Source organism: Maribacter halichondriae, assembly GCF_027474825.1.
Lineage (GTDB): Bacteria > Bacteroidota > Bacteroidia > Flavobacteriales > Flavobacteriaceae > Meishania > Meishania halichondriae.
Window position 1 is genome coordinate 2,688,278 of sequence record NZ_CP107030.1, and the last position, 25,301, is coordinate 2,713,578.

At 39.6% G+C, this 25,301-nt stretch carries 32 protein-coding genes; 21 read left to right on the forward strand and 11 right to left on the reverse strand.

Annotated features, from left to right (window positions below; genetic code table 11):
- The 15 genes from N8A86_RS12330 to N8A86_RS12400 all read left to right on the forward strand — a co-directional run bounded on the left by N8A86_RS12330 (nt 1) and on the right by N8A86_RS12400 (nt 10,534).
- Nucleotides 1-525 (forward strand): hydrolase, encoded by a 525-nt coding sequence (locus N8A86_RS12330; protein WP_273565665.1) that lies wholly within the window; start codon nt 1-3, stop codon nt 523-525.
- A gap of 35 nt (nt 526-560) precedes the next feature.
- A complete protein-coding gene (locus tag N8A86_RS12335) occupies nt 561-1,493 on the forward strand; it encodes a hypothetical protein (RefSeq protein WP_273565666.1) in 933 nt (310 codons plus the stop codon).
- Nucleotides 1,494-1,584: 91 nt separating this feature from the next.
- The gene (locus tag N8A86_RS12340; RefSeq protein ID WP_273565667.1) at nt 1,585-1,758 is read left to right on the forward strand and encodes a hypothetical protein; all 174 of its coding nucleotides are present in this window, start codon (nt 1,585-1,587) and stop codon (nt 1,756-1,758) included.
- Nucleotides 1,759-1,797: 39 nt separating this feature from the next.
- On the forward strand, nt 1,798-2,529 hold the full coding sequence (locus N8A86_RS12345) for a DUF6090 family protein (RefSeq protein WP_273565668.1): 732 nt from the start codon (nt 1,798-1,800) through the stop codon (nt 2,527-2,529).
- Nucleotides 2,526-3,521, forward strand: a complete 996-nt coding sequence (locus N8A86_RS12350) for an NAD(P)-dependent alcohol dehydrogenase (protein WP_273565669.1) — start codon at nt 2,526-2,528, stop codon at nt 3,519-3,521. The genes N8A86_RS12345 and N8A86_RS12350 overlap by 4 nt, the downstream gene beginning before the upstream one ends.
- A 68-nt stretch (nt 3,522-3,589) precedes the next feature.
- Nucleotides 3,590-4,066 (forward strand): hypothetical protein, encoded by a 477-nt coding sequence (locus N8A86_RS12355; protein ID WP_430682159.1) that lies wholly within the window; start codon nt 3,590-3,592, stop codon nt 4,064-4,066.
- Nucleotides 4,067-4,164: 98 nt separating this feature from the next.
- Nucleotides 4,165-4,434 carry a 2TM domain-containing protein gene (locus tag N8A86_RS12360; protein ID WP_273565670.1) on the forward strand — a complete coding sequence of 90 codons (270 nt, stop codon included), beginning with the start codon at nt 4,165-4,167 and terminating at the stop codon, nt 4,432-4,434.
- A 59-nt stretch (nt 4,435-4,493) separates the two neighbouring features.
- Complete coding sequence (locus tag N8A86_RS12365) at nt 4,494-4,895, forward strand: nuclear transport factor 2 family protein (RefSeq protein WP_273565671.1); 402 nt, start codon at nt 4,494-4,496, stop codon at nt 4,893-4,895.
- Entirely contained in the window at nt 4,879-5,331 is a 453-nt protein-coding gene (locus N8A86_RS12370) for a DUF3788 domain-containing protein (protein ID WP_273565672.1), read from the forward strand. The genes N8A86_RS12365 and N8A86_RS12370 overlap by 17 nt, the downstream gene beginning before the upstream one ends.
- The gene (locus tag N8A86_RS12375; RefSeq protein WP_273565673.1) at nt 5,328-6,020 is read left to right on the forward strand and encodes a DUF4386 domain-containing protein; all 693 of its coding nucleotides are present in this window, start codon (nt 5,328-5,330) and stop codon (nt 6,018-6,020) included. The genes N8A86_RS12370 and N8A86_RS12375 overlap by 4 nt, the downstream gene beginning before the upstream one ends.
- Nucleotides 6,021-6,031: 11 nt before the next feature.
- Nucleotides 6,032-7,204, forward strand: coding sequence for a serine hydrolase domain-containing protein (locus N8A86_RS12380; protein WP_273565674.1), 1,173 nt, complete (start codon nt 6,032-6,034; stop codon nt 7,202-7,204).
- A gap of 19 nt (nt 7,205-7,223) precedes the next feature.
- Nucleotides 7,224-7,958, forward strand: a complete 735-nt coding sequence (locus tag N8A86_RS12385; RefSeq protein ID WP_273565675.1) for a DUF4386 domain-containing protein — start codon at nt 7,224-7,226, stop codon at nt 7,956-7,958.
- 21 nt (nt 7,959-7,979) lie between these two features.
- Complete coding sequence (locus N8A86_RS12390) at nt 7,980-8,537, forward strand: lipid-binding SYLF domain-containing protein (protein WP_273565676.1); 558 nt, start codon at nt 7,980-7,982, stop codon at nt 8,535-8,537.
- Nucleotides 8,538-8,556: 19 nt separating this feature from the next.
- Entirely contained in the window at nt 8,557-9,357 is an 801-nt protein-coding gene (locus N8A86_RS12395) for a C-GCAxxG-C-C family protein (RefSeq protein WP_273565677.1), read from the forward strand.
- A gap of 130 nt (nt 9,358-9,487) precedes the next feature.
- Nucleotides 9,488-10,534 carry a serine hydrolase domain-containing protein gene (locus tag N8A86_RS12400; protein ID WP_273565678.1) on the forward strand — a complete coding sequence of 349 codons (1,047 nt, stop codon included), beginning with the start codon at nt 9,488-9,490 and terminating at the stop codon, nt 10,532-10,534.
- 55 nt (nt 10,535-10,589) lie between these two features.
- Here the strand turns inward: N8A86_RS12400 and N8A86_RS12405 are convergent, their stop codons facing one another.
- The 9 genes from N8A86_RS12405 to N8A86_RS12445 form a co-directional block, all read right to left on the reverse strand.
- The gene (locus tag N8A86_RS12405) at nt 10,590-11,105 is read right to left on the reverse strand and encodes a flavodoxin domain-containing protein (RefSeq protein ID WP_273565679.1); all 516 of its coding nucleotides are present in this window, start codon (nt 11,103-11,105) and stop codon (nt 10,590-10,592) included.
- Between the two features lie 36 nt (nt 11,106-11,141).
- On the reverse strand, nt 11,142-12,023 hold the full coding sequence (locus N8A86_RS12410; protein WP_273565680.1) for an MBL fold metallo-hydrolase: 882 nt from the start codon (nt 12,021-12,023) through the stop codon (nt 11,142-11,144).
- A 10-nt stretch (nt 12,024-12,033) separates the two neighbouring features.
- Complete coding sequence (locus tag N8A86_RS12415) at nt 12,034-12,660, reverse strand: DUF4386 domain-containing protein (RefSeq protein ID WP_273565681.1); 627 nt, start codon at nt 12,658-12,660, stop codon at nt 12,034-12,036.
- Nucleotides 12,661-12,690: 30 nt separating this feature from the next.
- Nucleotides 12,691-13,680 (reverse strand): alcohol dehydrogenase catalytic domain-containing protein, encoded by a 990-nt coding sequence (locus N8A86_RS12420; protein WP_273565682.1) that lies wholly within the window; start codon nt 13,678-13,680, stop codon nt 12,691-12,693.
- A 213-nt stretch (nt 13,681-13,893) separates the two neighbouring features.
- Nucleotides 13,894-14,613, reverse strand: coding sequence for a methyltransferase family protein (locus N8A86_RS12425; protein ID WP_273565683.1), 720 nt, complete (start codon nt 14,611-14,613; stop codon nt 13,894-13,896).
- Between the two features lie 156 nt (nt 14,614-14,769).
- Nucleotides 14,770-15,855: a methionine adenosyltransferase gene (locus N8A86_RS12430; protein ID WP_273565684.1), complete on the reverse strand. Its 1,086-nt coding sequence runs from the start codon at nt 15,853-15,855 to the stop codon at nt 14,770-14,772.
- A 37-nt stretch (nt 15,856-15,892) separates the two neighbouring features.
- Nucleotides 15,893-16,018: a hypothetical protein gene (locus tag N8A86_RS12435; RefSeq protein WP_273565685.1), complete on the reverse strand. Its 126-nt coding sequence runs from the start codon at nt 16,016-16,018 to the stop codon at nt 15,893-15,895.
- Between the two features lie 44 nt (nt 16,019-16,062).
- Nucleotides 16,063-17,661, reverse strand: a complete 1,599-nt coding sequence (locus N8A86_RS12440; protein WP_273565686.1) for a phytoene desaturase family protein — start codon at nt 17,659-17,661, stop codon at nt 16,063-16,065.
- A 229-nt stretch (nt 17,662-17,890) separates the two neighbouring features.
- Nucleotides 17,891-19,726: a phytoene desaturase family protein gene (locus N8A86_RS12445; protein WP_273565687.1), complete on the reverse strand. Its 1,836-nt coding sequence runs from the start codon at nt 19,724-19,726 to the stop codon at nt 17,891-17,893.
- A gap of 365 nt (nt 19,727-20,091) precedes the next feature.
- On the opposite strand from N8A86_RS12445, the gene N8A86_RS12450 reads away from it, so the two are divergent.
- The 4 genes from N8A86_RS12450 to N8A86_RS12465 are packed head-to-tail and all read left to right on the forward strand — an operon-like array spanning nt 20,092 to nt 22,878.
- On the forward strand, nt 20,092-20,556 hold the full coding sequence (locus N8A86_RS12450) for a hypothetical protein (RefSeq protein ID WP_273565688.1): 465 nt from the start codon (nt 20,092-20,094) through the stop codon (nt 20,554-20,556).
- Nucleotides 20,557-20,612: 56 nt separating this feature from the next.
- Nucleotides 20,613-21,071, forward strand: a complete 459-nt coding sequence (locus N8A86_RS12455) for a hypothetical protein (protein ID WP_273565689.1) — start codon at nt 20,613-20,615, stop codon at nt 21,069-21,071.
- Nucleotides 21,068-22,138 carry a serine hydrolase domain-containing protein gene (locus N8A86_RS12460; protein ID WP_273565690.1) on the forward strand — a complete coding sequence of 357 codons (1,071 nt, stop codon included), beginning with the start codon at nt 21,068-21,070 and terminating at the stop codon, nt 22,136-22,138. Before N8A86_RS12455 ends, N8A86_RS12460 begins: the two co-directional genes overlap by 4 nt.
- Nucleotides 22,135-22,878, forward strand: coding sequence for a hypothetical protein (locus N8A86_RS12465; RefSeq protein ID WP_273565691.1), 744 nt, complete (start codon nt 22,135-22,137; stop codon nt 22,876-22,878). Before N8A86_RS12460 ends, N8A86_RS12465 begins: the two co-directional genes overlap by 4 nt.
- Here N8A86_RS12465 and N8A86_RS22035 read toward each other — a convergent pair.
- Nucleotides 22,840-23,052, reverse strand: a complete 213-nt coding sequence (locus N8A86_RS22035) for a zinc ribbon domain-containing protein (RefSeq protein WP_430682160.1) — start codon at nt 23,050-23,052, stop codon at nt 22,840-22,842. The two genes, N8A86_RS12465 and N8A86_RS22035, sit on opposite strands and share 39 nt — an antisense overlap.
- A 122-nt stretch (nt 23,053-23,174) precedes the next feature.
- On the opposite strand from N8A86_RS22035, the gene N8A86_RS12470 reads away from it, so the two are divergent.
- Both N8A86_RS12470 and N8A86_RS12475 read left to right on the forward strand, forming a co-directional pair.
- Complete coding sequence (locus tag N8A86_RS12470; RefSeq protein WP_273565692.1) at nt 23,175-23,636, forward strand: DinB family protein; 462 nt, start codon at nt 23,175-23,177, stop codon at nt 23,634-23,636.
- A 14-nt stretch (nt 23,637-23,650) separates the two neighbouring features.
- A complete protein-coding gene (locus tag N8A86_RS12475; RefSeq protein WP_273565693.1) occupies nt 23,651-23,911 on the forward strand; it encodes a DUF5661 family protein in 261 nt (86 codons plus the stop codon).
- A 463-nt stretch (nt 23,912-24,374) separates the two neighbouring features.
- Here N8A86_RS12475 and N8A86_RS12480 read toward each other — a convergent pair whose 3' ends face one another.
- On the reverse strand, nt 24,375-25,118 hold the full coding sequence (locus tag N8A86_RS12480; protein ID WP_273565694.1) for a slipin family protein: 744 nt from the start codon (nt 25,116-25,118) through the stop codon (nt 24,375-24,377).
- Nucleotides 25,119-25,301 lie beyond the last annotated feature (183 nt).

Genomic DNA, 25,301 nt, shown 5'->3' on the forward strand with positions numbered 1-25,301 from the left:
ATGAAAGAACGAAACGAAGATAGTACAGTTATCAAGCAAAGAAATGAAGAATGCTGCCCGACCTTTAATCTTGAAAAATGGGATGAAAAAACACATCATTGGGACCATAAGAAATTTATCAAGGCATCGGTGCCGACACTTTTTCATATTCCCTTGCCTCCCATGATTGGGAATCAGGTAACTAAAATGATGAGGCTGGCAGAAGATTCAAATAATCTTGCCGCCGATAGAGAAGATATTTTGTTGTTATTCTCAGATCCCAGTGCCTTTAAATCCGATTTGCACTTGTCTGTTGAAAATACTGTGCCCGAAGCTGAAAACACGACCCTTTCGGGTACTTACGTGAGCAAGGTTTATGATGGGCCTTTTAATTCCGTACCAAAGTTTATCAAAAAGATGGATTCATATTTGAAAAAGCATCAACAAAAAGCCAATCGTTATTATGTGCATTACGCCTATTGCCCAAAATGCGCTAAAAGAGAAGGGCATAACTATATGGTATTGTTTGCCGAGTTGGAGGGGTGAATATAGTATTTCAATGAAATATATTATGTAAGTAGATGAATTCTAAAAATAGAATAGAGTGGTTTTTAGAAGGCGATGTCTCCATACAATATCAAGTACATCGTGACCTGCTATCTACAGAACGTAAAGACCTTAGAGAACGGATTGCCCAAGAAGGCTGGGGTGCACAATTTCTATCAAAACGGAATCCAAATGGTCACTGGGGCCAAAAGTTCTACCAGCCCAAATGGACATCCACACATTACACCCTTTTTGATTTACGAAACCTTTGTATAGCACCTGATAACGAGCTCATACAAGAATCCATTGAGATTATCCTGCAAAATGAGAAGGCGAATGACGGAGGTATTTTACCTATTGGCACCAATCAAGTAAGCGATCTATGTATTAATGGAATGTTCTTAAACTATGCCTCCTATTTCAAAACAAATGAAGAGGACTTAAAATCTGTGGTTGACTGCACATTGACCCAAATAATGCCCGATGGCGGCTTCAATTGTCGATTAAACCGTTCCGGTGCAAAGCATAGCTCACTTCATACTACACTTTCGGTATTAGAAGGCCTTACGGAATATGAACAAAACGGATATACGTATCGGTTAGCGGAGGTTCAGAAAGCAATTGCATCATCCCAAGAATTTATTTTACTACACCAATTATATCTCTCAGACAGAACCGGAAAAATCATCAACAAAGATTTTTTAAAACTCTCCTACCCAAGACGTTGGCGGTATGATATTCTAAGTGCCTTAGATTATTTTCAATATGCCGGATTACCATGGGATGAAAGAATGAGGCCCGCTCTAGAAGTTTTACTGAAAAAACAGAACAAAGATGGCACATGGAATGTTCAGGCAAAACATACCGGACAAACCCATTTTAACATGGAAAAAGCGGGAAAACCGAGCCGGTGGAATACGTTGCGGGCTATGCGGGTATTGCAACACTTCAGTCTTGAAACAATTTGACACCAAGAAGTGTCAGTAGCATGATTTTAATCATACCACGCTGTTTTTGAAGACCTTACCTTGAAAAACACAATCTTTAAAGAAAAAAGTGATGACAACCAAAAAAGAAGATAAGAGTAGTTGGGCAATTGGGGGCATGACTATGGTTGGAGTGGGTGTCGGACTCATTTTCGTTCAAACGTCGCCCTTACTAATGGCCGCCTCCGTAATCATTGGGGTAGGTTTAGGTCTTGTGTTGGCACCTTTTATATCTAGAAACAATTAGCACATCAAAAGCATTAAAAAATTATACTTAGGTAAAAACATGGCCAAGGTTTTTAGACGGATTCGGCAAAAGCTTTTAACTGAAAATAAATTCAGCAAGTACCTGCTCTATGCCATCGGGGAGATAGCCCTTGTTGTGATTGGAATAATAATCGCCCTACAGATAAATACCTGGAATAACGGAAAAATAGAAAGACAGGAAGAGAAAAAATCATACTTAAATATTAAAAGGCAATTGATTGATGATAAGAACGAATTAATCAAAGTGAAAGGCGACAATAAGAATTACGCTGCCATTTACGAGTACGGCAATAAGATTATAATGGCTCAGGATCGCACTAAGACAGATTCGCTCACTCATGTCGCGATTGGGTTATCACAATATTCAGATTTTCATAGTAGCGGCAATATATATGAAACCCTAGTCAATAGTGGAGAACTTAAATTATTGAAAAATTCAGAGATAACCAGTGCAATTCAGCATCTGGAAAAGACGTACATATTTACAAATAATCTTGAAAACATACATTGGGAGCTAATTATTAACGAATTATCCCCTGAACTAAAAGGGGTTATCAATTACGCTACTATGAAAGCAGTAAAGCCCGAAAAACTCTATGCTGTTGAATTGCAAAACATATTCATAGAAATCATAGGTCTATGTAAATATAAGGATGCAACCTACGGTCAAGCCCTTGGTGAAATTGATACAATAAATAAATTGATTGATGAAGAATTGAATTCTCACGAATACGAACAACTAAGCGAATGAAAGCAATTGTATACACCAAATACGGGGGCCCTGAAGTACTTCAACTGAAGGAGGTAGAAAAACCTGTTCCCAAAGACAACGAAGTTCTCATAAAGATGAAGGCCACCACGGTAACCTCAGGCGATGTGCGTATGCGTAAGCCAGACCCACAAATAATGGCAAGACTGGTTGCAGGAATATTCAGACCTAAAAAAAAGATTCTGGGCGTTGATATCGCCGGAGTTATCGAAGAGGTAGGAAAGGATGTGAGCTTGTTCAAGAAAGGCGATCCGATTTTTGGGTCGGTTTACGGTAGTAATACAGGTACGTATGCTGAGTACGCCTGTGTGCCTGAAGACCGTGTGTTGGCCATAAAGCCGGCCAATGTGAATTTCCAAGAGGCAGCTGCCATTTATTTCGGAGGAAATACCGCATTGTATTTTCTTAGAAAGGGAAATATTCGGAGTGGACAAAAGGTCTTGATTTACGGAGCTTCTGGAAGCCTTGGCACTTATGCAGTGCAGCTTGCGAAGTACTTTGGTACAGAAGTCACGGGAGTATGCAGCACCGCAAATCTTGAAATGGTAAAATTCTTGGGTGCCGATAAAGTTGTTGATTACACTAGAGAAGATTTTACCAAAAACGGGGAGACGTATGATGTCATATTCGATACCGTGGGCAAGAGTCCGTTTTTAGGATGTGTAAGGTCACTCAAGAAAAAAGGGGTCTATCTAAGATCGGTACATATGTCACTAAAACCCCTGCTTTTAGGATTGTGGACGACTCTAACGAGCGGTAAGAAAGTAATAGGTGGGGTCGCACACGAACACAAAGAAGACCTGATCTTTCTTGGTGAGCTTGTTGCGCAAAATAAACTGAAACCGGTCATAGACCGTGTTTATCCTTTGGATCAGATGGCAGAAGCACATCGCTATGTTGAAAAAGGGCATAAAAAGGGAAATGTAGTAATTGCCATAGGTCATCATACTGCTCCACAAAACTATGCTGAATAAAAGGATGAATATAAAACCGATTTAGATACTGAAATCAAAACAATATCAATTTCTAAAACTATATAATCATGAAAAAAACACTACTGACAGGCATATTTGCCATTGCAACCATTTTTAGTCTTTCAGGGCAAACAGAAATGGAGTCCGCGCAGCCGGAGTTCGAGATCAAAGTAATAACCAGTGTAGAGTCTATCGTCCCATTGGGTTTAGGTCGCTCAAGGATTATTTCGTCCACCGCGGAGCGTGATTATACAGAATTCTCTTCGGAACAAACAGAAGAAGATAACACTCGAAACAAATCGAAACGAAAAGATATTCGTGTAAAAGATTTTGAAGAAACAAAACTGTTGAACTTCTATAATGTTGGGGGTATCCGATTTCAAAATATAGCGGCAAATGATGCCGTGATATCTTCAAAACTAACGACGATGTTAGCAGAAGGTTGGGATCTACTATTTGTTACAAGTGGCGTAGAAAGTGATGCTGGCGAAACTGATGAGCAAGGCATATTTATTACGCGGTATATTTTTAAGAGAAAATTATAAGTATATGCTATCCGCTAAGGGTAAAAGAGTAGGCCACAGTTGGTTGGTCGGTTCAAAACTTTAGACAAAATAATTATTAACTACTAAATAAATATATCATGGAAAATACGAAAGCGTATCAAAAGGCAAAGAAAAAAGTAGAAGCAAGACTTGGGTTTAAGGTTCATTTAACCGTATTCCTTGTTGTAAATGCAATTCTTATAACTGTCAACCTAATTAATTCCCCAAATACCTTATGGTTCATTTGGCCGCTCATGGGATGGGGCATCGGTATATTTTGGCATGCAATGGCAGTATTTGTGTTCGATAAAAAAGGTCCCGATATATTAGAAAGGATGATTCGAGAAGAAATGGACAAACAGAGCTAACTGTTTTTAAAGATAGAATAATCTAGAAAGCAATATGGTAACCGATTAAATTCAATCTCATGGACAAAGAACATCCAAATATTGAGGTCTTAAAAAGACTTGACCTTACCAATTTAGCAGCAAGCGCCGAAGTCATAGCTGAAGACTTTGTTTGGCATTATTATAACCCGAAGCTACCGGATGTACAAGGAGACTATGTGGGTCTGAAAGGACTTCAAACCTTTTTCGAGACAATAGGAAAGCGTATGAAAGGCACTTTTAAAGTGAACCCGGTTTCCATTACGCCTATGGGAGATGAATTTGTCGTTGTACATGTTATAGACACCATGGTTTTGGAAGACCGGAAAATGGAACTTGATGCGGTTGTTGTTTGGCGTATTGTTGACGGTAAGATTGCCGAGGCATGGGACATTCCGGGGGTTAATACGGTAAGAGAAGTCGAACATGAGGCTAAAAAGTAACCCTTCTGTCTCCTACCAAAGATTGCTAAATAAAGGTTTCAAGCCAACAAATCAAGATATTCTTGGCACTATTGGAGATAAATCAGACTTGTGGTTGCAGTTACATCAGTTCATAGAAGACAATTATGATTTCAAGAAAGAGCTTGCCTTTTACTCAAAAAACTATGGATGGACGGTTCGTTACAGAAAAAGTAAAAAGACCTTGGTTTCCTGTTTTCCTGAGAAAGGGGCTTTTTCTGTACTTCTAGTCCTCGGGAAAAAGGAAGCCAATAAGGTCGAGTTAGTAAGAGATGAATTAAATGAGAACTTTTTGTCCGTCTTTGATGAAACGGAGCAATTGCATGACGGTAGATGGTTGTGGATAAGAATCCTAACTCAACAGGATTTGGATGCGCTGATAAAGGTTATCCAAATCAAAAAAAGAATCAGGAAATGATCGCAAACAAAAGTATAGCAAGAATTATTGGAGCATTGTTTATTACTGCGACCGCCGCATCTTCATTGAGCATTATTTTTACTGAGCCTATTCTTGATGCTTCAGATTATCTTACTACCATTTCTGAAAATGAAACTAAGTTCATAAGCGCAATGCTCTTAATGCTCGTAGACGCTATTGCCGTTGCTGGTATTGCAATAGTGTTCTACCCAATTCTAAAAAAACAGAACACTGTTTTAGCACTGGGCTATGTTGGTGCCAGGATTGTTGAGAGCGTGTTTTTTATTGTATATGTCATCTTCTTATTGACCCTATTTACCTTAAGTCAAGAATTTGTAAAAGCTGGTGCACCAGATGCTTCCTATTTTCAAACCGAAGGCGTTGTGTTACTGTCAGCATCCGATTGGTCTTTTTCAATTGGGTTAGGCATCATTTTCACTCTTTCCGCCTTGATTTTAAACTATTCCCTCTATGTATCGAAACTTGTTCCGCGATGGTTATCCCTTTGGGGCAGTATTGGGGCCATATTATCCTTCTTCGTAGTGTTAATGAGGTTTTACAATATTTATATTACGGAAGCGCTAGATGTTCCCATAGCCATTCAGGAAATGGTATTTGCACTATGGCTCATCATCAAAGGATTTAATCAGGATGCAATTGCTCCCCAGTCGGATAAAACGAATAATTAAACTAAATGACAATGCAAAAATTTAGCCTAGCCCTATCATTATTGATACTACTTTTTGTCAGTTGTCAGTCCCAGCCTGCCGTTCCCTATAAATACCAAGTGCCCGAGAATATAAATGATGGCCTCGATGTCGGCACTTTGGACGAAGTGGGCATAGATACCACATTAATTGTAAAAGGAATCAACAAAATTCGTCAAGGCAGCTTTGATGAAGTCCATTCCATGCTAGTTTACAAAGATGGCAAACTAGTATTAGAAGAGTATTTTGATGGTCACAAGTACAAATGGGATGGTCCTGACCATCATGGTGAATGGGTAGCTTGGGACAGATCCATGCCACATCATATTATGTCGGCAACAAAAAGTATTACTTCGGCCTGCTTGGCAATTGCTTTAGAGAAAGGCTTTATCGAAAGTGTTCATCAATCCATATTTGATTATTTACCTGAATATCAGCATCTCAATTCAGAGCGTAAGAACAAAATTACCATCGAACATCTGCTTACCATGACCTCGGGATTGGAGTGGGATGAGTGGGGAGCGCCACTTAGCAGTTCGAGTAATGATCTTGTTGGCTTATGGGTTCATTGCGAAGATCCGATCAATTGTATTTTAGAACGTCCACTATTAGATGACCCAGGGACAAGCTATACTTATTCAGGAGGTAATATGGTTGTTTTAGGAGAGATTATTAGAACGGCAACAAAAATGAAAATTGATGAATTTTCAAAAAAATATTTATTTGAACCCTTAGGAGTTGATTCTTCTACTTGGGCACAAAAATTCGATAATGGAGTAATTTATGCTGGTGGTGGGCTAATTATTACACCCAGGGATATGGTAAAATTTGGTGTTACTTTTTTAAATAATGGGGATTGGAATGGAAAGCATATTATTTCAGAACAATGGGTCGAAAAATGCACTACTGAATATCGAAACAACAAGAGTATAAATATTCCGGGGCAAGCATCCGGAAGACATGGTTATTCATATTCCTGGTGGTTAAAATCATATACAAATTCAGGTAAAAAAATCAACATGTATAATGCCGGAGGTTGGGGAGGGCAAGAAATTATGATTCTCCCTGAGTTAAATACAGTAGTGGTGTTTACAGGAGGAAATTATCTTTCGAATGTGAGAGTATTTGATATTCTTGAAGATTACATTATTCCCGCTATTAATTAATAATTAAAGTATCGCAATTATGAAAAGTAAACAAATAGCAAATCGAAGTATAGATTTTGTACAGAAAAAAGCTGCGAAAATTGCTGGCTTCATGTTCCTGTTCATTTTGACCGCTGTTTTGGTCAACTCTTATGTATTCTCGCAACTAATCGTGGCGGGAAATGCCCTGGCAACTTCCGACAATATTATGGCCAATACAGGATTACTTCGTGTCGGTATAGGCAATGAACTGATTTTGTCCATCGCGGCGATACTGTTGGCACTTGCACTTTATATAATCCTAAAACCTGTAAACCGAAATTTTGCTTTACTAGGGTTTTCTTTGAAGCTGACAGAAGCAATATTATCGGCTGTTATAGCACTTCTCAATTTTGTTGCGCTACAAATCTTAAATGGAGATGCCGCTTCGACGGTATTACCACCAGAGCAGCTGAAGACCCTGGTCGGTTCGTTTTTGAATATGCATGATGTTCTTTACGCCATTCCGATGGTATTCCTAGGTCTGAACCTTGTTGTTTTCTCCTATTTATTTTTAAAATCTAAGTATATACCAAGGTTATTGGCCGGCTTCGGAATCATTTCCTATGCGCTGGTTTTCCTTTTTGCCCTCGCAAGTATTCTGTTTCCCAATTTGGCCGTGCTGCTATTAGCTGTACCAAGTATTCTTTTTGAATTGATAATCGGCCTATGGTTGTTGTTAAAGGGGGTCAATCTGTCTGCAATCAATTCAGAAGTTGTTAAAACGGACAATTAGTAATATTAAAAATTAATCATCATGAAAACGCTAAAATTTAAAAAATTAAAAATCGCAACGACACTATTATGTGTTGTATGTTCGCTAACAATGAGTGCCCAAATAGGCGGTTGGAACCCTGAACTGGAAAACGACGCAGAAGAGGCATTGCAAACCATGCTAGAAAAAACGTCTAAACTCGAATCTTTTCGTGACGCGGCTTACGGGTATGCAGTTTTTCCAAGAGTTACTAAAGCTGGAGCTGCCATTGGTGGGGCCATTGGTAACGGAATCGTTTATAAAGACAATGCGATTGTTGGATCCTCAAAATTGAGACAAGCCTCTTTTGGCTTACAAATCGGTGGACAGCAATATATAGAGGTTATCTTCTTCGAGAATGAAACGTCCTTCAATCATTTTACCAACGGAAAGTTGAAGTTCGATGCACAGGCATCGGCGGTACTTTTAAAAGAGGGTGCATCGGTTGATGTCGCCTATCACGAAGGCGTGGCCGTATTTTCCTCGACTATTGGGGGAGTAATGGCAGAAGCTTCTATCGGTGGTCAACATTTTAAATACGAGCCGAAAGAGAATGAATGAAACTTAAATTTTGAATCAAATGAAAACAACTATAAAAAGGCAAAATGATGCCAAGGAAGTTTTTAAGAAGTGTGGAACCTGCTCTCGGACCTTTGCACATATCTTGAATCGAGAATTTGGGCATCCAAAGGAACATGAAGAACGCGCCATGAATCCGATGGCAGGAGGTATTATAAACCATGGACATCAATGCGGTATGATTTGGGGTGCTGCATTGGCGGTGGGAGCGGAATCATATCGAAAACATGAAAACCTTGACAGGGCTGTTGCAACCGCCATTACCGCTACACAAGGTGTAGTGGAATCTTTTATAAAAGAATCTGGTGCGACAAATTGTAGGGACATTATCGGTTATGATCTTACTAGCAAAATCGGGATGGCGAAATTCATGTTGAAAGTAACATCACAAGGCATGAAAAACAGTCATTGCTTTAATCTGGCTGAACAATGGGCTCCAGAAGCTGTGGAAACAGCTACAAAAGGGCTGTCTGAAAATGTAAACATCCAACAAAAGCCATTAAGTTGTGCTTCGCAGGTCGTAAAACAAATGGGTGGGAGTGATGAGGAAATGGTAACGGTAGCAGGTTTTGCCGGAGGTCTTGGCCTAAGTGGAGAGGCTTGTGGCGCGCTAAGTGCTGCGATATGGAAGAAAATGCTTGACTGGTGCAGGAAAACCCAGATAAGAATCCGCCTTTTTTCAATAACAAGACTGCTAAAAGAATGCTTAAAGCCTTTAATGAAGCAACAGATAATAAAATACTATGTAGTGAAATTTGCGGACAAAATTTCAAGAGTTTGGAAGACCACACGGAATATATAAAAAATGGAGGCTGCCAAACAATTATGGATGTTTTGGCCAGTTCTTAAATGGAAAATTAAAGTTTGATGTATAGGCAAACAACTCAAGTACTTTGTTTTAAAAACGGAAAAGAAATCGTATCATCATACCGATGAGCGGCATTGAAAATAGATTGCAAAAGGTGTTGGAGAGAACCGTGGACGCTAAAAATGTCTTTGGGACTTCATTCTGTGTAAAACACAAAGATTTTACATGGTGTGGAACAAGTGGAAACTTCCAAAAAGACGAACAATATTTTATTGCCAGCACAACAAAACTCTTTGTTACCGCAATTATTCTCAATCTTAGGTCAAAAAACATCATTTCATTTGATGACAGAATCTCAGCATACTTGACTGATGATATTTTGAATGGATTGCACACCCTCAATGGTACAGACTATTCCAGTGGATTGACGATCAAGAATTTGCTGGCCCATACATCCGGAATACCTGATTACTTTCAGCAAAAAGATGGCAATGGGAAAAGTTTGGAAAAAGAATTGGTTAATGGTAATGACCGATCTTGGTCATTCGAGGAAGCCATTGCATTGAGCAAAACGCTAAAGCCTTTATTTATTCCGGACCAAAAAAGAAAAGCACATTATTCCGACACTAACTTTCAACTTCTGGGACGGATAATCGAGAACAGCACCCAAATAAGTCTTTCGGACAATTTTGAGGAATTGATTTTTAAACCCTTGCATTTAACGAAAACGTATCTATACCAAGACAACAATGATAAAACACCTAAAGTGTTGTTCTATAAAAATCGGGAATTGATTATTCCGAAGGCAATGAGTTCATTTGGTGCCGACGGTGGCGTCGTATCAACATCAAAGGAACTATTGCAATTTATCGAAGCATTTTTTAGCGGCGGGTTTTTTCCAGCTGCCTATATCAGTGAGTTACAGGTTTGGAATAACATCTTCTTTCCATTGCAATCCGGAATAGGAATACAGCGATTTAAACTTCCCTGGATTTTCAATCCCTTTGGTAATTCTCCAGAGCTCATAGGCCATTCGGGACTTTCCGGTGCATTGGCGTTTTATAACCCAAAAAACGAAATTTTCATCTCAGGAACTGTAAATCAAGTTGCAAACCCAGGAATCTCATTTAGATTGGTTTTAAAAATAATTCAACACTTGTTGAAAAAATGACTTCACTGAAAAATAGGCATATACATTGTCTCTAGACCAAAAAGGGTGTTAGAATTTATGCTGACACCTCACTTGCTTGCAGTTCATGAATCATTTTAACTATAGGTTCAATACTATTTTTGTCAACATGGTCGAAGCCATAACGCTCTTCTTTACTGGCCGCTGGATCAGGATTGATAAGGGATCCAATCCACAGAATCAGCCGAATCAACCAATTGACTTTGGAATGGTCTAACTTGCCGCCCAGGGCCACATGCTCCATTTGTGACAATAGCACCGGAGGAAAGGATTTGGCTACCCACCTCTCGAGTTTATCACTTGGCCCGGCACCTGAGACCGAGAAAAGGATCTTTGATCGGCCATTGAGCTTGGACAGATTTTCCTTTGCCCATTTTCGCATGCTCAGCTTCATATAGATAATCGAACTGCCCAATACCAAATAATCATAACCTGCGGGATCAGCACGGTCATCCTTGATATCGAATACAGGTAATCCTGTGGCTTTACTGATCCAGTTGGCATATTGTTCTGTACTTCCGTATTTACCTGAGAAAAAAATTGCTCCTTTCATAATATATTGTTTTAGTTAATTATTTGTAATATAATACTAGCCCATAGGGCCAAAGTCCAAGACGAGTTCATCATGAGAATAATGCACTTCAATATTTGGATATAATTTTGTGAATTTTTGAATCATTCCAGATGATTTATAGACGTCTTTCTTACCTTGTTTTCCGTAATCAGTATTGACTTTTATTCCATTTTCCATTGCCCAACGATTCAATTCGGCGTCTCCAACAATAAATTGCGGAGTGGGCTTATTATTAATCAGATACCCAATATGGTCTTTTGTATGTCCGGGTGTTGAGATTGCAAAAAAACTTCCATCATTAAAAACATCCAAGACTTTTTCAAATGGCTCAAGTGCGAATCCGTTCGTGTCAAAATCCAAAAGATGAATCTTCTTTCCTTTCAAATGGCTACCTCCAATCAAACGATAATAAAAGCTGTTTTCTTTTTTTCCGAAAAAAACGGGACAACTGGATTCCAAAGAAGGTATTCCTGATGTATGGTCCGGATGAAAATGTGTAAGGAATACATGAGTTGGTTTAAGGTGCAATCTTTTCATGTGATTTTCAAAATCTTCACCGGGCTGTTGGGAATATCTTATGTTGTTCAGCTTTTGAAAAATCTTCATAATCACCGATAAATTTCCGTACGGTGGATTATCTGTAAAAGAGCTGCTAAAACCACAATCTATTAGGATATCTCCTTTCTCAGGATGTTTAAAACTGAAGGCCATCATATCGCAGTCCAAAGCCATGTTACCATCAATAGCTGCGGGAAAGGATGTGGTATCAGAATATGTTTTTACTTTTCCGGTAATTCGCCCGGTGTTGAATGCGTGGAATGTCATCGGCTTTGCAGACTCGAAAACTTCTTCCCAAACACTGTATTTTTTTACGCTATTTTTCGATGATTTTTGCATTTCACTAAAATTAATTTTCAGGCAGCCTATTTCTTTTCACTATAAGCCAGATACTTAGCAAAAGTTCCGCAGCAGCCATGGTTAACATTATTAGTATCCCAAGTGTTTCGGGTAGATGAAGATCTACAAAGAATACGATGTATGTAAAAGATGCAACCACTAACAAAACACCGAGGCTTTTCGGAATATATCCAGACTTAAAAACCGCATAACCAAGTACGAAGATGTGCAAGGCAAAAAATACATATCCCAAGAGTTTTATGGATGCATAGCCATACACATCGATAATTTGAAATGCCAGAGCGAACAATGCAATGATCAAAGTAAAGGCGTATAGCAACCTGAGAACTGCCGTTAGCGACGCACGATTCTTATTTGCGGGTTTAAGAACTACATAAAGTGCGAGACCAATAATAGCATCAAGGGCAAGTACGAGTAGATAACCAACAACAGCAAAACCAAAGCGTCTCCCGTTAGCCTCAATATCGCTGGCTAAAGTTTCTGTATCACCCGGTACTACAAAATTGGCTAAAAGAAAATCATCAACAATAGTTACAATGATAACTGAGGTTATAAACGCAATTCCCACAACCATTGCCGCTTTGCTGGTCGATAAATTAGTGATGAAATTTTTCATGTCTTTTTCTTTTGGTTTATCGGATTTCTATCAAGACATTCTTAGCAAGATTTTTCCTCCAGTCATTTGACTTCTATAATCACGGATGGCTTCTTTCACTTCGTGCAGCGGATAGATCTTTCTGATGTTACTTTTCAGATGATTTGGTATTTGTTTCTGTGCCCGTTTCCACAACCGCATTGTCTTCAGAACACTCTGATTACTGATATAAGGACCTAGCCAGAAACTGTCAATCGCCTTATTTTCAAATATCATTAGACCGGGACTCGCTTGAATAGCTTCCCGGGACAGTGCGCTGAACACAGTAACCTTGCTGTTTTCGGGCATCGCTTTTAACAGTTTACCGGTCAATGGACCCGCCACCGCATCAAATGCAAGATGGGTATTGTTTTGATGGCAGGCATCATGTAGTTCTTGTTCAAATCCTGCTTCACTACTGTTCAGGACAATTTCAGCTCCTTGGGCCTTAAGAAAATCTACTTGTGCCTCTCTGCGAACCACGTTTATTATTTGAACTCCTTCGCTGCGTCCCAGTTTGTTCACCATTTGGCCTAATGAGCTTGCCGCAGCAGTTAATGCAATGGCTTTATGTCCTCCTTCTTTCGCAATGGCTATAAAAGAGCTGGCCGTTTGTGGGTTTATTATGGACATTGCTCCTTGCTCTAAAGGCAATGATTTATTCAAAGGCAAAACACCTCCCTTTACACTTTTAACTACATATTCCGACCATACACCTCCGCCTGTTCCCCAACCAGCACAGGCAACACGCTTACCATTGAAATAGCTTGCCATCATTCCTGGTCCTGCAGCTACCACTTCTCCAGAACCTTCTCCACCCGGAACAATAGGGGTGGGATTTTTAAAACCATAATGACCTTCCAACGTGGCTAGGTCTGAAGGATTTAATGGGGAGAAGGCTACTTTGACCAAGACTTCATTCTTTCCAGGTTTTGGTACCGGTCGTTGTTCGATACTCAAAGCATCAGCACCAGAATATGAATTCAAAACTGCCACTGTCATCGTTTCCGGGATTTTTATTTTTTTCATATTTATTCTGTTTTGTAAGGTTTACGATTTAGCTATTTAGAAAATTGATTAACCCCAACGCTCCCGATATCCGGATGCTCTAACCCTGTGGAGGGTTTGACTTTCATATCGATTGTTAGGCGCTGTATCATTTCCATCAATAGAATATGTCAACCCCCGCCAAATTGCATCATGGAATTATGTTCCTCAGAAGACACCTGGAATCAACCGATAACGCACACGACGCACATAATCCCGATACCCTAGCAATTCTTCTTGTAAAGTTTTATCTTCCAGCACGGTTCTTATCACCGCAATGATCAGCGCTGCTATTACTGGAATTATTGTCCAAATAGAGCCTAAAGCCAGCACAATGCCCGGTAGTGCTAGAATATTTCCAGCATAACCAGGATGTCTTACAATCCTATAAGGGCCGCTGTCACATACTACATGCCCACGCTCCTTCTGAATCCGCGTCACGGATGAAAAGAAACGGTTCTCTATTATTGCCCATGAAGCAAAAGCATATCCGAATTTTATCAGTATAAAGCCAAGTATGTTGAGCCATATAGGAAATTCGGGCGACCATCCAAAGTGGTGGTCGAGTCCGGCTACGATAAATAATGGAAATGATAAGCTAATTGCCATTAATGGAGCAAGTACCTTATCCCAGGGTTTTACGTTTTGATTTTTTCCGAAATTGCCCCGTTCCGCCATTAATCCTGGATGCCTTTTTTCGGCTAAAACCCGTGAACCTATTCCTATTACCAAGAACAATACTGAATACAACCATCCCTGCCACCAGGCTAAGTCCCATCCGATTATTAGAAGAACCAATGGCATCAATAAGTACGTAAGAATTAGTTTTATCCAATTCAGTGCCCCTGCTTTTTCATACCCATGTTGATCAAATTTCTTCGATGCCATACTTATTTACTTCTTTTAAACTGCCATTCTCCCTAAGAAATTTTAGAAATAACATTACTCCGAACAAGACAGCTTAGCGAAACTAATTTCATCGTATTCCGGTAATTCTTTTCCAGTAATCTGGTAGTTTCTTAAGCCATAGCTCTGCAAGTTCTTCTACATTTTTGTGATTTTTTTGCTACTTTTTAGTTTAATGTTCAGCAATTGCGGATTATCAATTGGCTTACCAATTTGAGATACGATAAAAACGCTTGCATAATCTGCTAAGTTATTTTCAACCACTTCCCTACTTAAATCCATAGCAAAATAATTATATATTTTCCCGATATGACTGACTGGATTTTTTCCGGAAGTTGCTTCCAAACTCATTGGATGATAGGGCGTAATCAAGCCATTTATTCGGTTGCCTCTACCAACTTGTCCATCATCACCGTTTTCGGCACTAGTACCAGTAACCGTCAGATAAATACTACCAGTTTTATAATCATCAGCTGTATTTATTTGAATGAGTGCATCTTCTAATTCTAGTTCAGTACTAACAAATTCTTTTACCTGGTTTAATTTTGAAATGTAATCCTGTAAATCGGATATATAACTATCAACTATTGCAATGGCAATAGTGAAAAATTCTTTCCCTTCCATTTCAACGCCCATCACTTTGATGTCTTCACCAATAAAGGGATATTTATTTTTTGCTAGCGACGAATTGAGTAACTTTTCAATGTTAATAACATTTTTTTCCATTTGGCTAATCGGATAAAATCCAACTCCAAAAGAAGTATCATTGGACAGAGGAACCTCCCCTTTTCCGAAACGGCTAAATAGATTCACCAAATCGGAACTACCAGGGCGAATTTTAGATATGATTTCAATATCTTTTTCAGCATTCAAGTGTGGTATATGTTTTTGAATCCATTTTCGAGCGGTCTCAATGGCAATTTCATCAACAGGTATTGATTTATCCTCAACTTTTGCCGTTGCCCTTCCTGCAAGGATTAAGGAAATGGGTTGTACGACTTTTCCGCCTTTAAATGCTGGAGCAGATTGGCCTCCAATTAAAAGTGCTTTGTCTACATTATGATGTAAGATATGGCCAAACTCCTTCAAATAATAGCGGCACAATTCCACAGAAATCTGTTCGGTAATTTGATCACAAATGGTATCAGGATGTCCGATTCCTTTGCGTTCTGCCATTCCAATTTCACCTTCTGAAATTTTTTGAATAAGAATATTTTTCATCATACCTGTAAGTTCTACAATTTTTTATTTCATTTAACTTCTAATCATCTTTCAACTTAGCAATTACATGTCCCGCAAAACCATACATACTTCCGATAATATCACCATCATCTGTTTTTAAATATTTTTCTTCAAATTCATTTGGTGTATAATGCTTAATAAGCAAAAATCCATTTTCATTAAGAAACTCGATAATAATTGAGTATCGAATTATTGGACGGCGGCATCTCCATAATGTTTTTTATCCAGTTCAAGTAAAACTGACGTCATATTTTTGTTCAGTATTGCCGAGGCGCAAAACACACCACTCCCGAAAGCGCCTGGAACGCCTGAAGTGGCAATATCAGCTCCGGTTAGAAGCAGTCCGTCGATTGCCGTTTTAGGACGCAAACGATCATCTTTGTATCTTCCTGGAGGGCTGGTCAGGCCATAGGCAGAGCCCTGCGCATGTCCCATATAATGTTCGGCCGTTAAAGGGGTGCCAACTGAAATATATTCAATCAAATCCTCCAATTGCGGAAATTTGTCTAAAACTGGTTTAAGCAAAGCCTCTTTGAGCTTGCTTTTCATTGCTTCATAGTCATCCGGGCGTAACTGGCTTTTGGTTTCGGCCCACTTTTTGAAAAAACCGTAATTGAGCCATGCACATACCGTCAAGGTGTGGGATTTAGCAGCTCGATCTTTCAAAGAGGGAAAAGTGAGCATGACCGATTTTACCTCCAAACTGTCATCCCTGGCACTTTGCAGTTCTTTAATGCTTTGTGGAAACTTTGTGTCCGAAGAAAACCAATAATTCGAGCCATCAATTCCTGGGATAGTAGAAGGATCATCTTTCAATCCGGCATAAAGTTGTGTATAGGAGACAGAATTTTTGTACTCTCGTAGGAGATCCTTCATGTCATGTGGAATACATTGCTCGGGCAGCAATTTCGTGAAGGTAGCCCGAATGCCGATTCCTGAAACAATCGTCTTTCCTTTGATAACTTCGCCTGACTCCAGTCTTACCCCGATTGTTTTGTTGTTTGAATCATCCAAGAGGATTTCTTTCACACCTGAATTTGTTCGAAGTAATCCTCCCTTGTTTTCGATGAAATTATTTAACGATTCAGAAATTGATGTTGCACCACCGTCCGGATACCAAGCCCCATAAAGATAACTCCCTAGGGTTATCCAATGCGCATAAATCGAACTTTCACTCGGTAGTCCGCCGAAAGTTCCCCAAGGTGCGCAAATGGCAGCTTTCAGTTTTTCAGAGCATCCTATCCGTTCAAAATAATGATCTATCGATTGTTCGGGAGTTTTCCGAAGAAGTAGTCTAAAGAATGGTCTAAGAAGTTTCGCAAGGGGAATCGGCATTAGCTTGGGGGCCCAGACCAAATCCATTTTCTTTCTGAAACTTAGCAGATCATCAAAATAACAATCAATTTCTCGATGTTCATCGGGGAACAGCGATTTTAAGTGACTTCTGTATTCTTCAGGTGATGACGGTACATCCACCTGAAAATCGGGGAAACAATAATGATCGAACACCTCCGGCATCTTCTTCCACCGTAATTGGTTTCCGGTCAGGTATCTGCACCCATGAAAAAAAAGGTTTCCTGGTTCCATTGAACTTAAATAGTGGACCGCAACATCCCAATACCACGATTTTCGTTGAAAACTCTGGGTGTAACCGCCCAATTGGTCGTGTTTTTCCAAAACAACTAACTTCATTCCATTATCTGCCACTATAGCGGCGGTAGTGAGGCTACCCACACCTGAACCGATAATAATGGCGTCATACATTTCTGAATTATTTTGATTTTTCATAATTTCTTACTTTTATTATCTTGAGCAGTTCTCATATTACTTTTCTAAGCGGTTTCTATTAGAATTGTTTCGGTGTTAAATCCTAGGGTTTTACTAAGGAATAACAAACGCAACAAAATTGAGAAGAGCAATAACTGCCGATAGTGTAATATAGTCTCCTTGTAAATCTGGTAGTTGAGGGTTAATAGAATGCCATGTTGCGATTTCGTGCTTTTTTATTTGTTCTGAATTAATTCATGGGTCCAAATATTATGGCCTCATCACCGATATCGATACCCTCACAACTTTTAGAAAAGCTGCTGCCATCCAATTCGATCTGAAATTTTAGGTGATCGTCATCAGCAGTCGATGAAACGGGAAGCCAGCGATAAGGTAAATCCAACTCGGCCACTTTCGAATTCAAGAGGTTGAGACATGCATACTTCCCTTTCTGGGGTTGAGAATCGGCTGGTTTTTCAAAACTCAATTCCAGCGTATGATCATCGATCGGCTTATGCTCCAGCAGAGTGACGATTCGCTTGTCAACGAAATGCTCATCATCGACTGCTGACCATATCTTGTCTTTATTCATCTGCAAAGCAGCTAAGAAGCCTCCCGTGATGCTTCCTTCGAATCCTCCACCAGGAAAGGCCCATGCCGATGCGAAGTACAAATTGGGAATCAAGAAATTATTTCTGAATCGCTTGTTCCCTGTTTGACCTTTAATTTGGGCATAACCATAGACCGATCCGCTGGGATTCGAGGTGTATCGTTGAATCGTTTTTGATGTAGAAACCTCGTAGTACTCAATGCTCTCCCTGATCCCCGGAAACTGCTTCTCCAATCGTTGTAGCAGTATCTGGGCCACTTCTTCCTTCTTCGCCTTGTAGTCTGTTTCGTTCAAGTCTTCCCAATCCTCGATATAGTCGACCGTACAGATCACCCCTTCTGATTTGTCAGGTGGTGCCAATTGGGCATCGACTTTCGCATAGTCGACAAAAATGAACCTGCGTTTCGACCAATCGCCCTGATGGTTGGGCTTGACATCCTTCAAGGATCTCACGTCCTCACCCTCGATGACATTCGAGTAATGCTTCACTCCAAATTTTTCTACATCCGTCTTGAAACCAAAGTACATGCACAATATCGAGCAAGAATTGGTCTTATCACCAATCTTTTCTTTGAGCATTCCAGCATAGGGCTCATCAAGTAAAGCCGGTACCACAGGAATGGCGCAATTAGCGACCACATTATCACAAGAGATAGTGACCGGATCCGTGTCTTCATTAAAATTATCTCGGAAGGTTACTCCCGTCACTTGCCCATTCTCCGTGACGATCTTCTCGGCCTTTTTTCCCAATAGCACAGTGCCGCCATGCTTTTCGATGTAGGCTGCGAGGTGGTCAGAAAGTTTTTGAGACCCCCCTTTGATGAAATGACCTCCATTCTCAATGAATCCAGAGAACGGTAGGCCGTAGTAAAACATCGATAGGGTATACGGATCATCACCCCAATACGCAAGGTGTGCTACCAGATCCACTTTGATATTCTCGTTGCTAATGTACTTGTCCAACCAGGACCCGACCGTATGTCGATCTGCTTCTACAAGATTGGGATATAGCAGCGGCATCAAGGGATAAATGAGCTTCTTCACCCATGCCGAACGCGGTTGCTTCAACCCTTCCTTTCGAATTCCTGCAAGCAACTTCATGAAGCGCTTGATGCCTTTTTCATCCTCTGGGTATTTGTCGATCAGCGCCTTGGTGGCTGCATCAAAGCCATGTGGGAACACAAATTTTCCTCGATCTGAATAGGCTGCATAGAATTCAGGTACTTTCAGTAGATCGACCTCTTGATCGACATCGAGCATTTCGAATATCTGTGGAATCGCACCATTCTCCGCTATGCCGCTCATCTCATGTAGGCCGACTTCAATGATGAAATCACCTCGTTTAAAGGTGGTTGCACAACCACCCGGCTTATGGTGTTGCTCCAATAAGAGTACTTTCTTTCCGAATTTTGATAGTGTCGCTCCTGCCGTCAATCCGGCTAAACCTCCTCCGATGATAATCGTGTTATATTTCATAGTTGTTTATTTAGTACAAATTCAATGGCTCGGTAGGTTACCGGTTTGAATCTAGATGATGTATGTTGGGAGAACTGGAAAGAATGGGACAAACTTTCCTATGATATTTAATGACAGGTCGAAAATACTATCGAAAAATCAATTATAATATGATGAAAATCAGTTCGGTAAACTCTTTTTTGACCTTTTTACCGCTATGAAATGTTTCAGCACAATTGGATACCAAATAGTAAGTGTACCAGAACTAATTATAATGAATGACTATAATCATTTGCCATCCTAGCACTAATAAATATCTTCAATACAACAGATAAAGAATTTTTAGGCTAGCTGAAATTAGAAATTGAAAAAATGAGAATAACATTATGTTCAAACAAAGGATTTACGCGGCCCTCTTATTCGTAGGAGCAGGTGTTTTATTGACTCGAACGATCATAATGTTATCTCAAGGGGCTTTGGAGACACTTACATGGTGGGCATCGGCCTTATTGCTGCTAGAATTATTGATCGCTTTGGCATGCATGGTAAGCTCGGTAAAATGGTTCATTAGAAATGACCAAAGCGAAGACCACATTCCTTTGCGCCTTGGGGCCGCGATAACCATATTGCATGCCTTCCGCGTACTCATTTTTGTAATCGGTCGTGCAGGGCCATGGGTGGATTTTGATATTAGACCTGGGAAAGAAGCGCTACATTGGAACTGGGAGTTAGTCTACTTTGCAGCGGTAATGTCGGTAATAGGTATTTTGGGGGTAATAATCATCTGGAGAATAAGGCGTCGTTCAAAAAAAGATATTCTTGATCACGCAAACGAAACACAGCTTGATTGATCCAATCCAATACTAGGGGGGGTACATAAAAGAAAATCAATCTTAAAATAAAAACAATGGGACGAAGAGGAGACCTCAAATTATCGATACTTGTTATCCTAAGCATAGTGCTGACACTTTTCTTGTTGGTCGGCCAGGCATTTTCACTGATAAATTATGACTTCATCGTATCCCTTGGTTTACAAGAATCGATTGATGAAGTAACTGCCGTTGGAATAGCTTGGTTAAAAGCATTTGCTTTGGGAGATACCCTGGTTTACATCCCACTATTAATAATGGGAATCATTGGATTGCTAAGAAGAAAAAAATGGGGTTTTTATGCCATGATGTCGAGTTTGGCAATCTCGACCTATTGGCCCGTGGTAAACCTTTCTGCGATTTATTTTGGTAGAAATGATATGGCATTAGATGCTGACAAATATGTCTCTTTTTCCATCATCTTACCATTGATATCGCTATACGGTTTTTGGGGCATCTGGTACTTATATAAAAATCAAAATATCTTTATAAAATGAACGCGGATAACATTCTTATTTCTCTTATCAAAGGGAATAAAACGCCCTCTGTGCACTATATCTTTTTTGATGCCGAACGGGTAATCCATAGATTTAAAGGGGGTCTTGCTGATATAAAAAATAAAGAACAGGTTTCCGACCAAACTAGCTATGCTGCTTTTTCAGTGACAAAAACATTTACGGCCTTGGCGGTACTGCAGCTGGCCGAAAACAAAAAAATCAACCTTGATGAATCGATAAAAAAATACCTTCCTAAGTTTACTTATGGCGCAGAGATATCGGTTCGCAACCTCTTAAACCATACCGCAGGGATCCCCAATCCCAATCCATTGTCATGGATACATCTCGAAGAGGAACACACTTCTTTTGATAACAAACTCTTTTTTGATAGCATCTTCATCAAACACAATAAGACTAAATCCAAACCCAACGAAAAATTCAACTACTCAAATCTAGGGTATGTTTTACTGGGGCAGCTTATTGAAAAAATTTCAGGACAAACCTATGAAAACTATATCCGAAATCATATCTTAAAACCCATTGACATACCTCCTGCCAAATTGGACTTTGAAATCCATGAAGGGACTAAACTGGCCAAAGGGTATCAAAAGAGGCTAAGTTTTATGAATTTGCTGTTGGGGTTTTTCATAGACAAATCGAAGTTCATGGCAAAAGCGGAGGGCAAATGGAAGCCATTTCGGAAAAATTATGTGAATGGCAGTTCCTATGGGGGCTTAATGGGCACCCCAGATGCCTTTGTCAAATACCTTCAAGAGCTGTTAAAGCCCAATTGCGCACTACTTTCAGCCGAATTCAAAAAAATGTTGTTTACCGAAAAGCGTACAAACGACGACAAAGCCACAGGTATGTGCTGTTCATGGTTTACAGGAATGTTAAACCAAGAACCTTATTTTACACATGCAGGCGGGGGCGGTGGTTATTACTGTGAGGTTAGAATTTACACCGAGATTGGAATGGGCAGTGTAATCATGTTCAATAGATCGGGAATGCGGGACGAACGCTTTTTGGATAAATTGGATTCCTTCTTCATTGAAAATAAAAAATGACACTGTTTAAAACTCTAGTTACTACCCATAAGAACCAGTTCAAGGCCCTTGCAATCGTAATTGTATTAGTGCTTGGCGGAGTTGGTTTGCTATCCTATTCAAACAGTTCGTTTTTTCAACGATTCTTAGGGGAGGTTAATCCCTTATTAGCTATCTCTCTAAGTGGTGTTTTGGGTTTTTTGAGCTTGTCGTTTTTATTATCCAAAGAATGGTTTACAATTCATAAAAAGTACCCACTTAAAAAAGTGCTTCCCTATACGGGGCTGACCCTGTTATTCGCATCGGTAGCCATTCTGATTGATATTAATATCGTTTACCCTGCTGATATGAATATCCCGTTTCCGGAATCGCTGCTGTTTTATCCGGTAATCGCTTTTTTGGTGGAAATTATTTTTCATGTGCTTCCCCTCACTTTACTATTGATTGTAGCAACTTCTGTTTTTAGGAAGTCCGATTGTGGTAAACTTGTTTTGCCCTGCATTCTAATTGTGGCACTCTTTGAACCTACATATCAGATCATTTTTATGGATAATTACCCGATTTGGGCCACGGGGGCGGTTTGGATCAACCTTTTTTTATTTAATATAACCCAGCTTTTCATTTTTAAGAAGTATGGCTTCTTAAGTATGTACGTACTTAGGTTGGTCTATTACCTCTTTTGGCATATTATATGGGGAGCCTTGCGTCTGGAACTATTATTTTTAATCGCACTCGATTTTCAACTCGATTTTTTCTTCTAAGGAAATGCCCCTATCCACAAATACGCCCCGTGAATAACAAGAGCGACAATATTCCGTATTTATCGTGCCATCTTTATTAGATCCAAAATTGGCAAGATGGTGCATGGGTATCTCGCACTGTTGACAAATATTTCTTTCCGGGGTATTCATTTCATTTTTATGATTTTTGTTCATGTTCAATGGCTTCAAAACTCTAATTTATAATCCTGCTGGGTAATAGACCATGACCTATATCATTTCGTCTCAATTTTTTTATTGATTACTTGTCAGTTCAATCAAATGGTAAATTATAGAAAATGAAGACCAAAACGTGTTTATTGTTAGACCTATGGCAGGAAGCCCGAACGCGGTTTTCAAATCAATTACCTATCCTTAAAGAAGAAGACCTAAAAAAGAAGTTGCCACCAGCGGCGAATAGTGTGGGATTTTTAATCCGACATATTGGCGATGTGGAATTGCTATTCGCAAAAAATGTATTTGGAGGCAAGGAAATAAAGGTCATCGCCAAAACCGTAATCGCCCAAAAAGATACCGGCGAATGGACAGATTTGGCTGAATTAAAGGAATATGTAAACCATTCTTTCCAAACCTTAAAATCGATTGTTGAACAACAAACGGATGCCGATTGGGAAACAACGATCACGACCAAAGAATTCGGTACCAAGACCAAAGCTGAGGCATTTGGAAGAATCATATCGCATACCAACCATCATGCAGGGCAAATGGCAATTATATTAAAATATGGAATTTTAAATTAATGTACTGTATAATTATGAATGTAAATAAACAAGTGGCACAAGCCATCGGAGATCAACTCGGAATTTCATGGGAAGAAGTAAATCTAGATGAATTTACTGTGGGTATGAATGTTGAATTTGAACATGGTACCCGCTACCCTGAAACGAATGTGACCAATGACGACAAAATAGTAACAGGTAAAATTGCTTGGGCACATTTAAAGGAGTTTCCGGACTATTATACCCGTTTGGAAAAAATGGAAAAGGAGGCCGAAGATTATTGGAAAGTGAAATGAAAAAATCTGTCTCGACCTATCTTCTTATTAGTCTGGTTTGTTTTCAAATGATTAGCGCAATACCTGCGGGTTTGATGATGATATTAGATCCCACCGGTGCAATGCTTGGCGTGCCATTGAACATGTTGGAACCTTCCCTTTTTCCGATTTTCTCATTCCCGGCTTTTTCTTGTTTTTTATACTCGGAATTTTTCCGGTACTTATCGTTTACGGCCTCCTAAAAAAACCGAATTTCGAATTTGCGAATCGATTGAATCTCTTCAAAGACCAACATTGGTCATGGACTTTCTCCTATTATCTAGGACTATTATTAATACTATGGATCAACATGCAGCTTTATTTCATAAAAGGTTGGGATATCCTTCACTTTGTATATTCTATGCTTGGTGTTTTGATTATTGTCGTGACCCATTTACCCAGCACAAAGCGGGACTATAAATTGAGACATACGCCATAAAATCGGTTAACTCTCCTTTTTTGGAGCCCGTGGTAAGACCTCTTCTGGAAACGGAAATAGAATCGTGGAATTCTTTTCCGCAGCGATATTCGATAAGGTCTGATACAAACGTAATTTAATGGCCGATGGCGATTTATCGATTTGTAGACCCGCTTCAAGCAATTTTCCCGCAGCCTGATTCTCAGCTTCCGCTAAAATTATTCTGGCCCTTCTTGAGCGTTCGGCCTCCGCTTGGTTGGCCATCATCCTACGCATGTTTTCAGGCAATTGAATATCCTTTATTTTGACATCTATAATTTCGATGCCCCAGTGATTCGTTTCATTTTCTACAATAGCTTTTATGTTTTTACCCATTTCCTCTCGTTTTGACAAAATGGTGTCCAGTTCTACTTTTCCACATACATCGCGTAATGCGGCTTGGGAAAGTTGTGTAATTGCAAATGTGAATTCTTCCACTTCTAAAACTGCTTTTTCAGGATCACTAATTTTAAAAAAGACCACTCCGTCTATGCTACAGGGCACATTATCCTCGGTCATGACCTCCTGTGATACTACATTGATAGTAATTACGCGTATATCTACGACTTGAATGGTCTCTACAAACGGAATAATCCATCTAAGACCCGGTTGCAATGTTGTAATATATTTTCCAAAACGGAATTTTAAGGCTCTTTTATATTCGAAAATGACGCGTAATCCAGCCAGTAGGAGTACGCCGATAATGATACTGAACAATAGTATAGGGTTCATTTGATAATTCTTTATGGGTTGTTGTGATCTATTCTCTAAGATCAAGGAGAAATGTTGAAATAAATTGGTCATTTGAAGCCGATCGAACTGTCGGGGTTCAATATTTTAAACGTAAATAGGAAGTCATTTACTTTCTATTGAGTTTAAGCGCGGTTCTTTTAAAGTTACGATAATTAAGCAGGG

Bases quoted from the DNA above. Each gene is read 5' to 3' on its own strand.
- N8A86_RS12455 (WP_273565689.1), top strand. From the start codon at position 20,613: ATGGGACGAAGAGGAGACCTCAAATTATCGATACTTGTTATCCTAAGC.
- N8A86_RS12340 (WP_273565667.1), top strand. From the start codon at position 1,585: ATGACAACCAAAAAAGAAGATAAGAGTAGTTGGGCAATTGGGGGCATG.
- N8A86_RS12440 (WP_273565686.1), bottom strand. From the start codon at position 17,661: ATGAAAAATCAAAATAATTCAGAAATGTATGACGCCATTATTATCGGT.
- N8A86_RS12415 (WP_273565681.1), bottom strand. From the start codon at position 12,660: ATGAAAAATTTCATCACTAATTTATCGACCAGCAAAGCGGCAATGGTT.
- N8A86_RS12330 (WP_273565665.1), top strand. From the start codon at position 1: ATGAAAGAACGAAACGAAGATAGTACAGTTATCAAGCAAAGAAATGAA.
- N8A86_RS12420 (WP_273565682.1), bottom strand. From the start codon at position 13,680: ATGACAGTGGCAGTTTTGAATTCATATTCTGGTGCTGATGCTTTGAGT.
- N8A86_RS12345 (WP_273565668.1), top strand. From the start codon at position 1,798: ATGGCCAAGGTTTTTAGACGGATTCGGCAAAAGCTTTTAACTGAAAAT.
- N8A86_RS12395 (WP_273565677.1), top strand. From the start codon at position 8,557: ATGAAAACAACTATAAAAAGGCAAAATGATGCCAAGGAAGTTTTTAAG.
- N8A86_RS12375 (WP_273565673.1), top strand. From the start codon at position 5,328: ATGATCGCAAACAAAAGTATAGCAAGAATTATTGGAGCATTGTTTATT.
- N8A86_RS12480 (WP_273565694.1), bottom strand. From the start codon at position 25,118: ATGAACCCTATACTATTGTTCAGTATCATTATCGGCGTACTCCTACTG.
- N8A86_RS12465 (WP_273565691.1), top strand. From the start codon at position 22,135: ATGACACTGTTTAAAACTCTAGTTACTACCCATAAGAACCAGTTCAAG.
- N8A86_RS12450 (WP_273565688.1), top strand. From the start codon at position 20,092: ATGTTCAAACAAAGGATTTACGCGGCCCTCTTATTCGTAGGAGCAGGT.
- N8A86_RS12430 (WP_273565684.1), bottom strand. From the start codon at position 15,855: ATGATGAAAAATATTCTTATTCAAAAAATTTCAGAAGGTGAAATTGGA.
- N8A86_RS12445 (WP_273565687.1), bottom strand. From the start codon at position 19,726: ATGAAATATAACACGATTATCATCGGAGGAGGTTTAGCCGGATTGACG.
- N8A86_RS12370 (WP_273565672.1), top strand. From the start codon at position 4,879: ATGAGGCTAAAAAGTAACCCTTCTGTCTCCTACCAAAGATTGCTAAAT.
- N8A86_RS12470 (WP_273565692.1), top strand. From the start codon at position 23,175: ATGAAGACCAAAACGTGTTTATTGTTAGACCTATGGCAGGAAGCCCGA.
- N8A86_RS12425 (WP_273565683.1), bottom strand. From the start codon at position 14,613: ATGGCATCGAAGAAATTTGATCAACATGGGTATGAAAAAGCAGGGGCA.
- N8A86_RS12475 (WP_273565693.1), top strand. From the start codon at position 23,651: ATGAATGTAAATAAACAAGTGGCACAAGCCATCGGAGATCAACTCGGA.
- N8A86_RS12335 (WP_273565666.1), top strand. From the start codon at position 561: ATGAATTCTAAAAATAGAATAGAGTGGTTTTTAGAAGGCGATGTCTCC.
- N8A86_RS12405 (WP_273565679.1), bottom strand. From the start codon at position 11,105: ATGAAAGGAGCAATTTTTTTCTCAGGTAAATACGGAAGTACAGAACAA.
- N8A86_RS22035 (WP_430682160.1), bottom strand. From the start codon at position 23,052: ATGAACAAAAATCATAAAAATGAAATGAATACCCCGGAAAGAAATATT.
- N8A86_RS12460 (WP_273565690.1), top strand. From the start codon at position 21,068: ATGAACGCGGATAACATTCTTATTTCTCTTATCAAAGGGAATAAAACG.
- N8A86_RS12380 (WP_273565674.1), top strand. From the start codon at position 6,032: ATGCAAAAATTTAGCCTAGCCCTATCATTATTGATACTACTTTTTGTC.
- N8A86_RS12360 (WP_273565670.1), top strand. From the start codon at position 4,165: ATGGAAAATACGAAAGCGTATCAAAAGGCAAAGAAAAAAGTAGAAGCA.
- N8A86_RS12410 (WP_273565680.1), bottom strand. From the start codon at position 12,023: ATGCAAAAATCATCGAAAAATAGCGTAAAAAAATACAGTGTTTGGGAA.
- N8A86_RS12385 (WP_273565675.1), top strand. From the start codon at position 7,224: ATGAAAAGTAAACAAATAGCAAATCGAAGTATAGATTTTGTACAGAAA.
- N8A86_RS12365 (WP_273565671.1), top strand. From the start codon at position 4,494: ATGGACAAAGAACATCCAAATATTGAGGTCTTAAAAAGACTTGACCTT.
- N8A86_RS12400 (WP_273565678.1), top strand. From the start codon at position 9,488: ATGAGCGGCATTGAAAATAGATTGCAAAAGGTGTTGGAGAGAACCGTG.
- N8A86_RS12350 (WP_273565669.1), top strand. From the start codon at position 2,526: ATGAAAGCAATTGTATACACCAAATACGGGGGCCCTGAAGTACTTCAA.
- N8A86_RS12390 (WP_273565676.1), top strand. From the start codon at position 7,980: ATGAAAACGCTAAAATTTAAAAAATTAAAAATCGCAACGACACTATTA.
- N8A86_RS12355 (WP_430682159.1), top strand. From the start codon at position 3,590: ATGAAAAAAACACTACTGACAGGCATATTTGCCATTGCAACCATTTTT.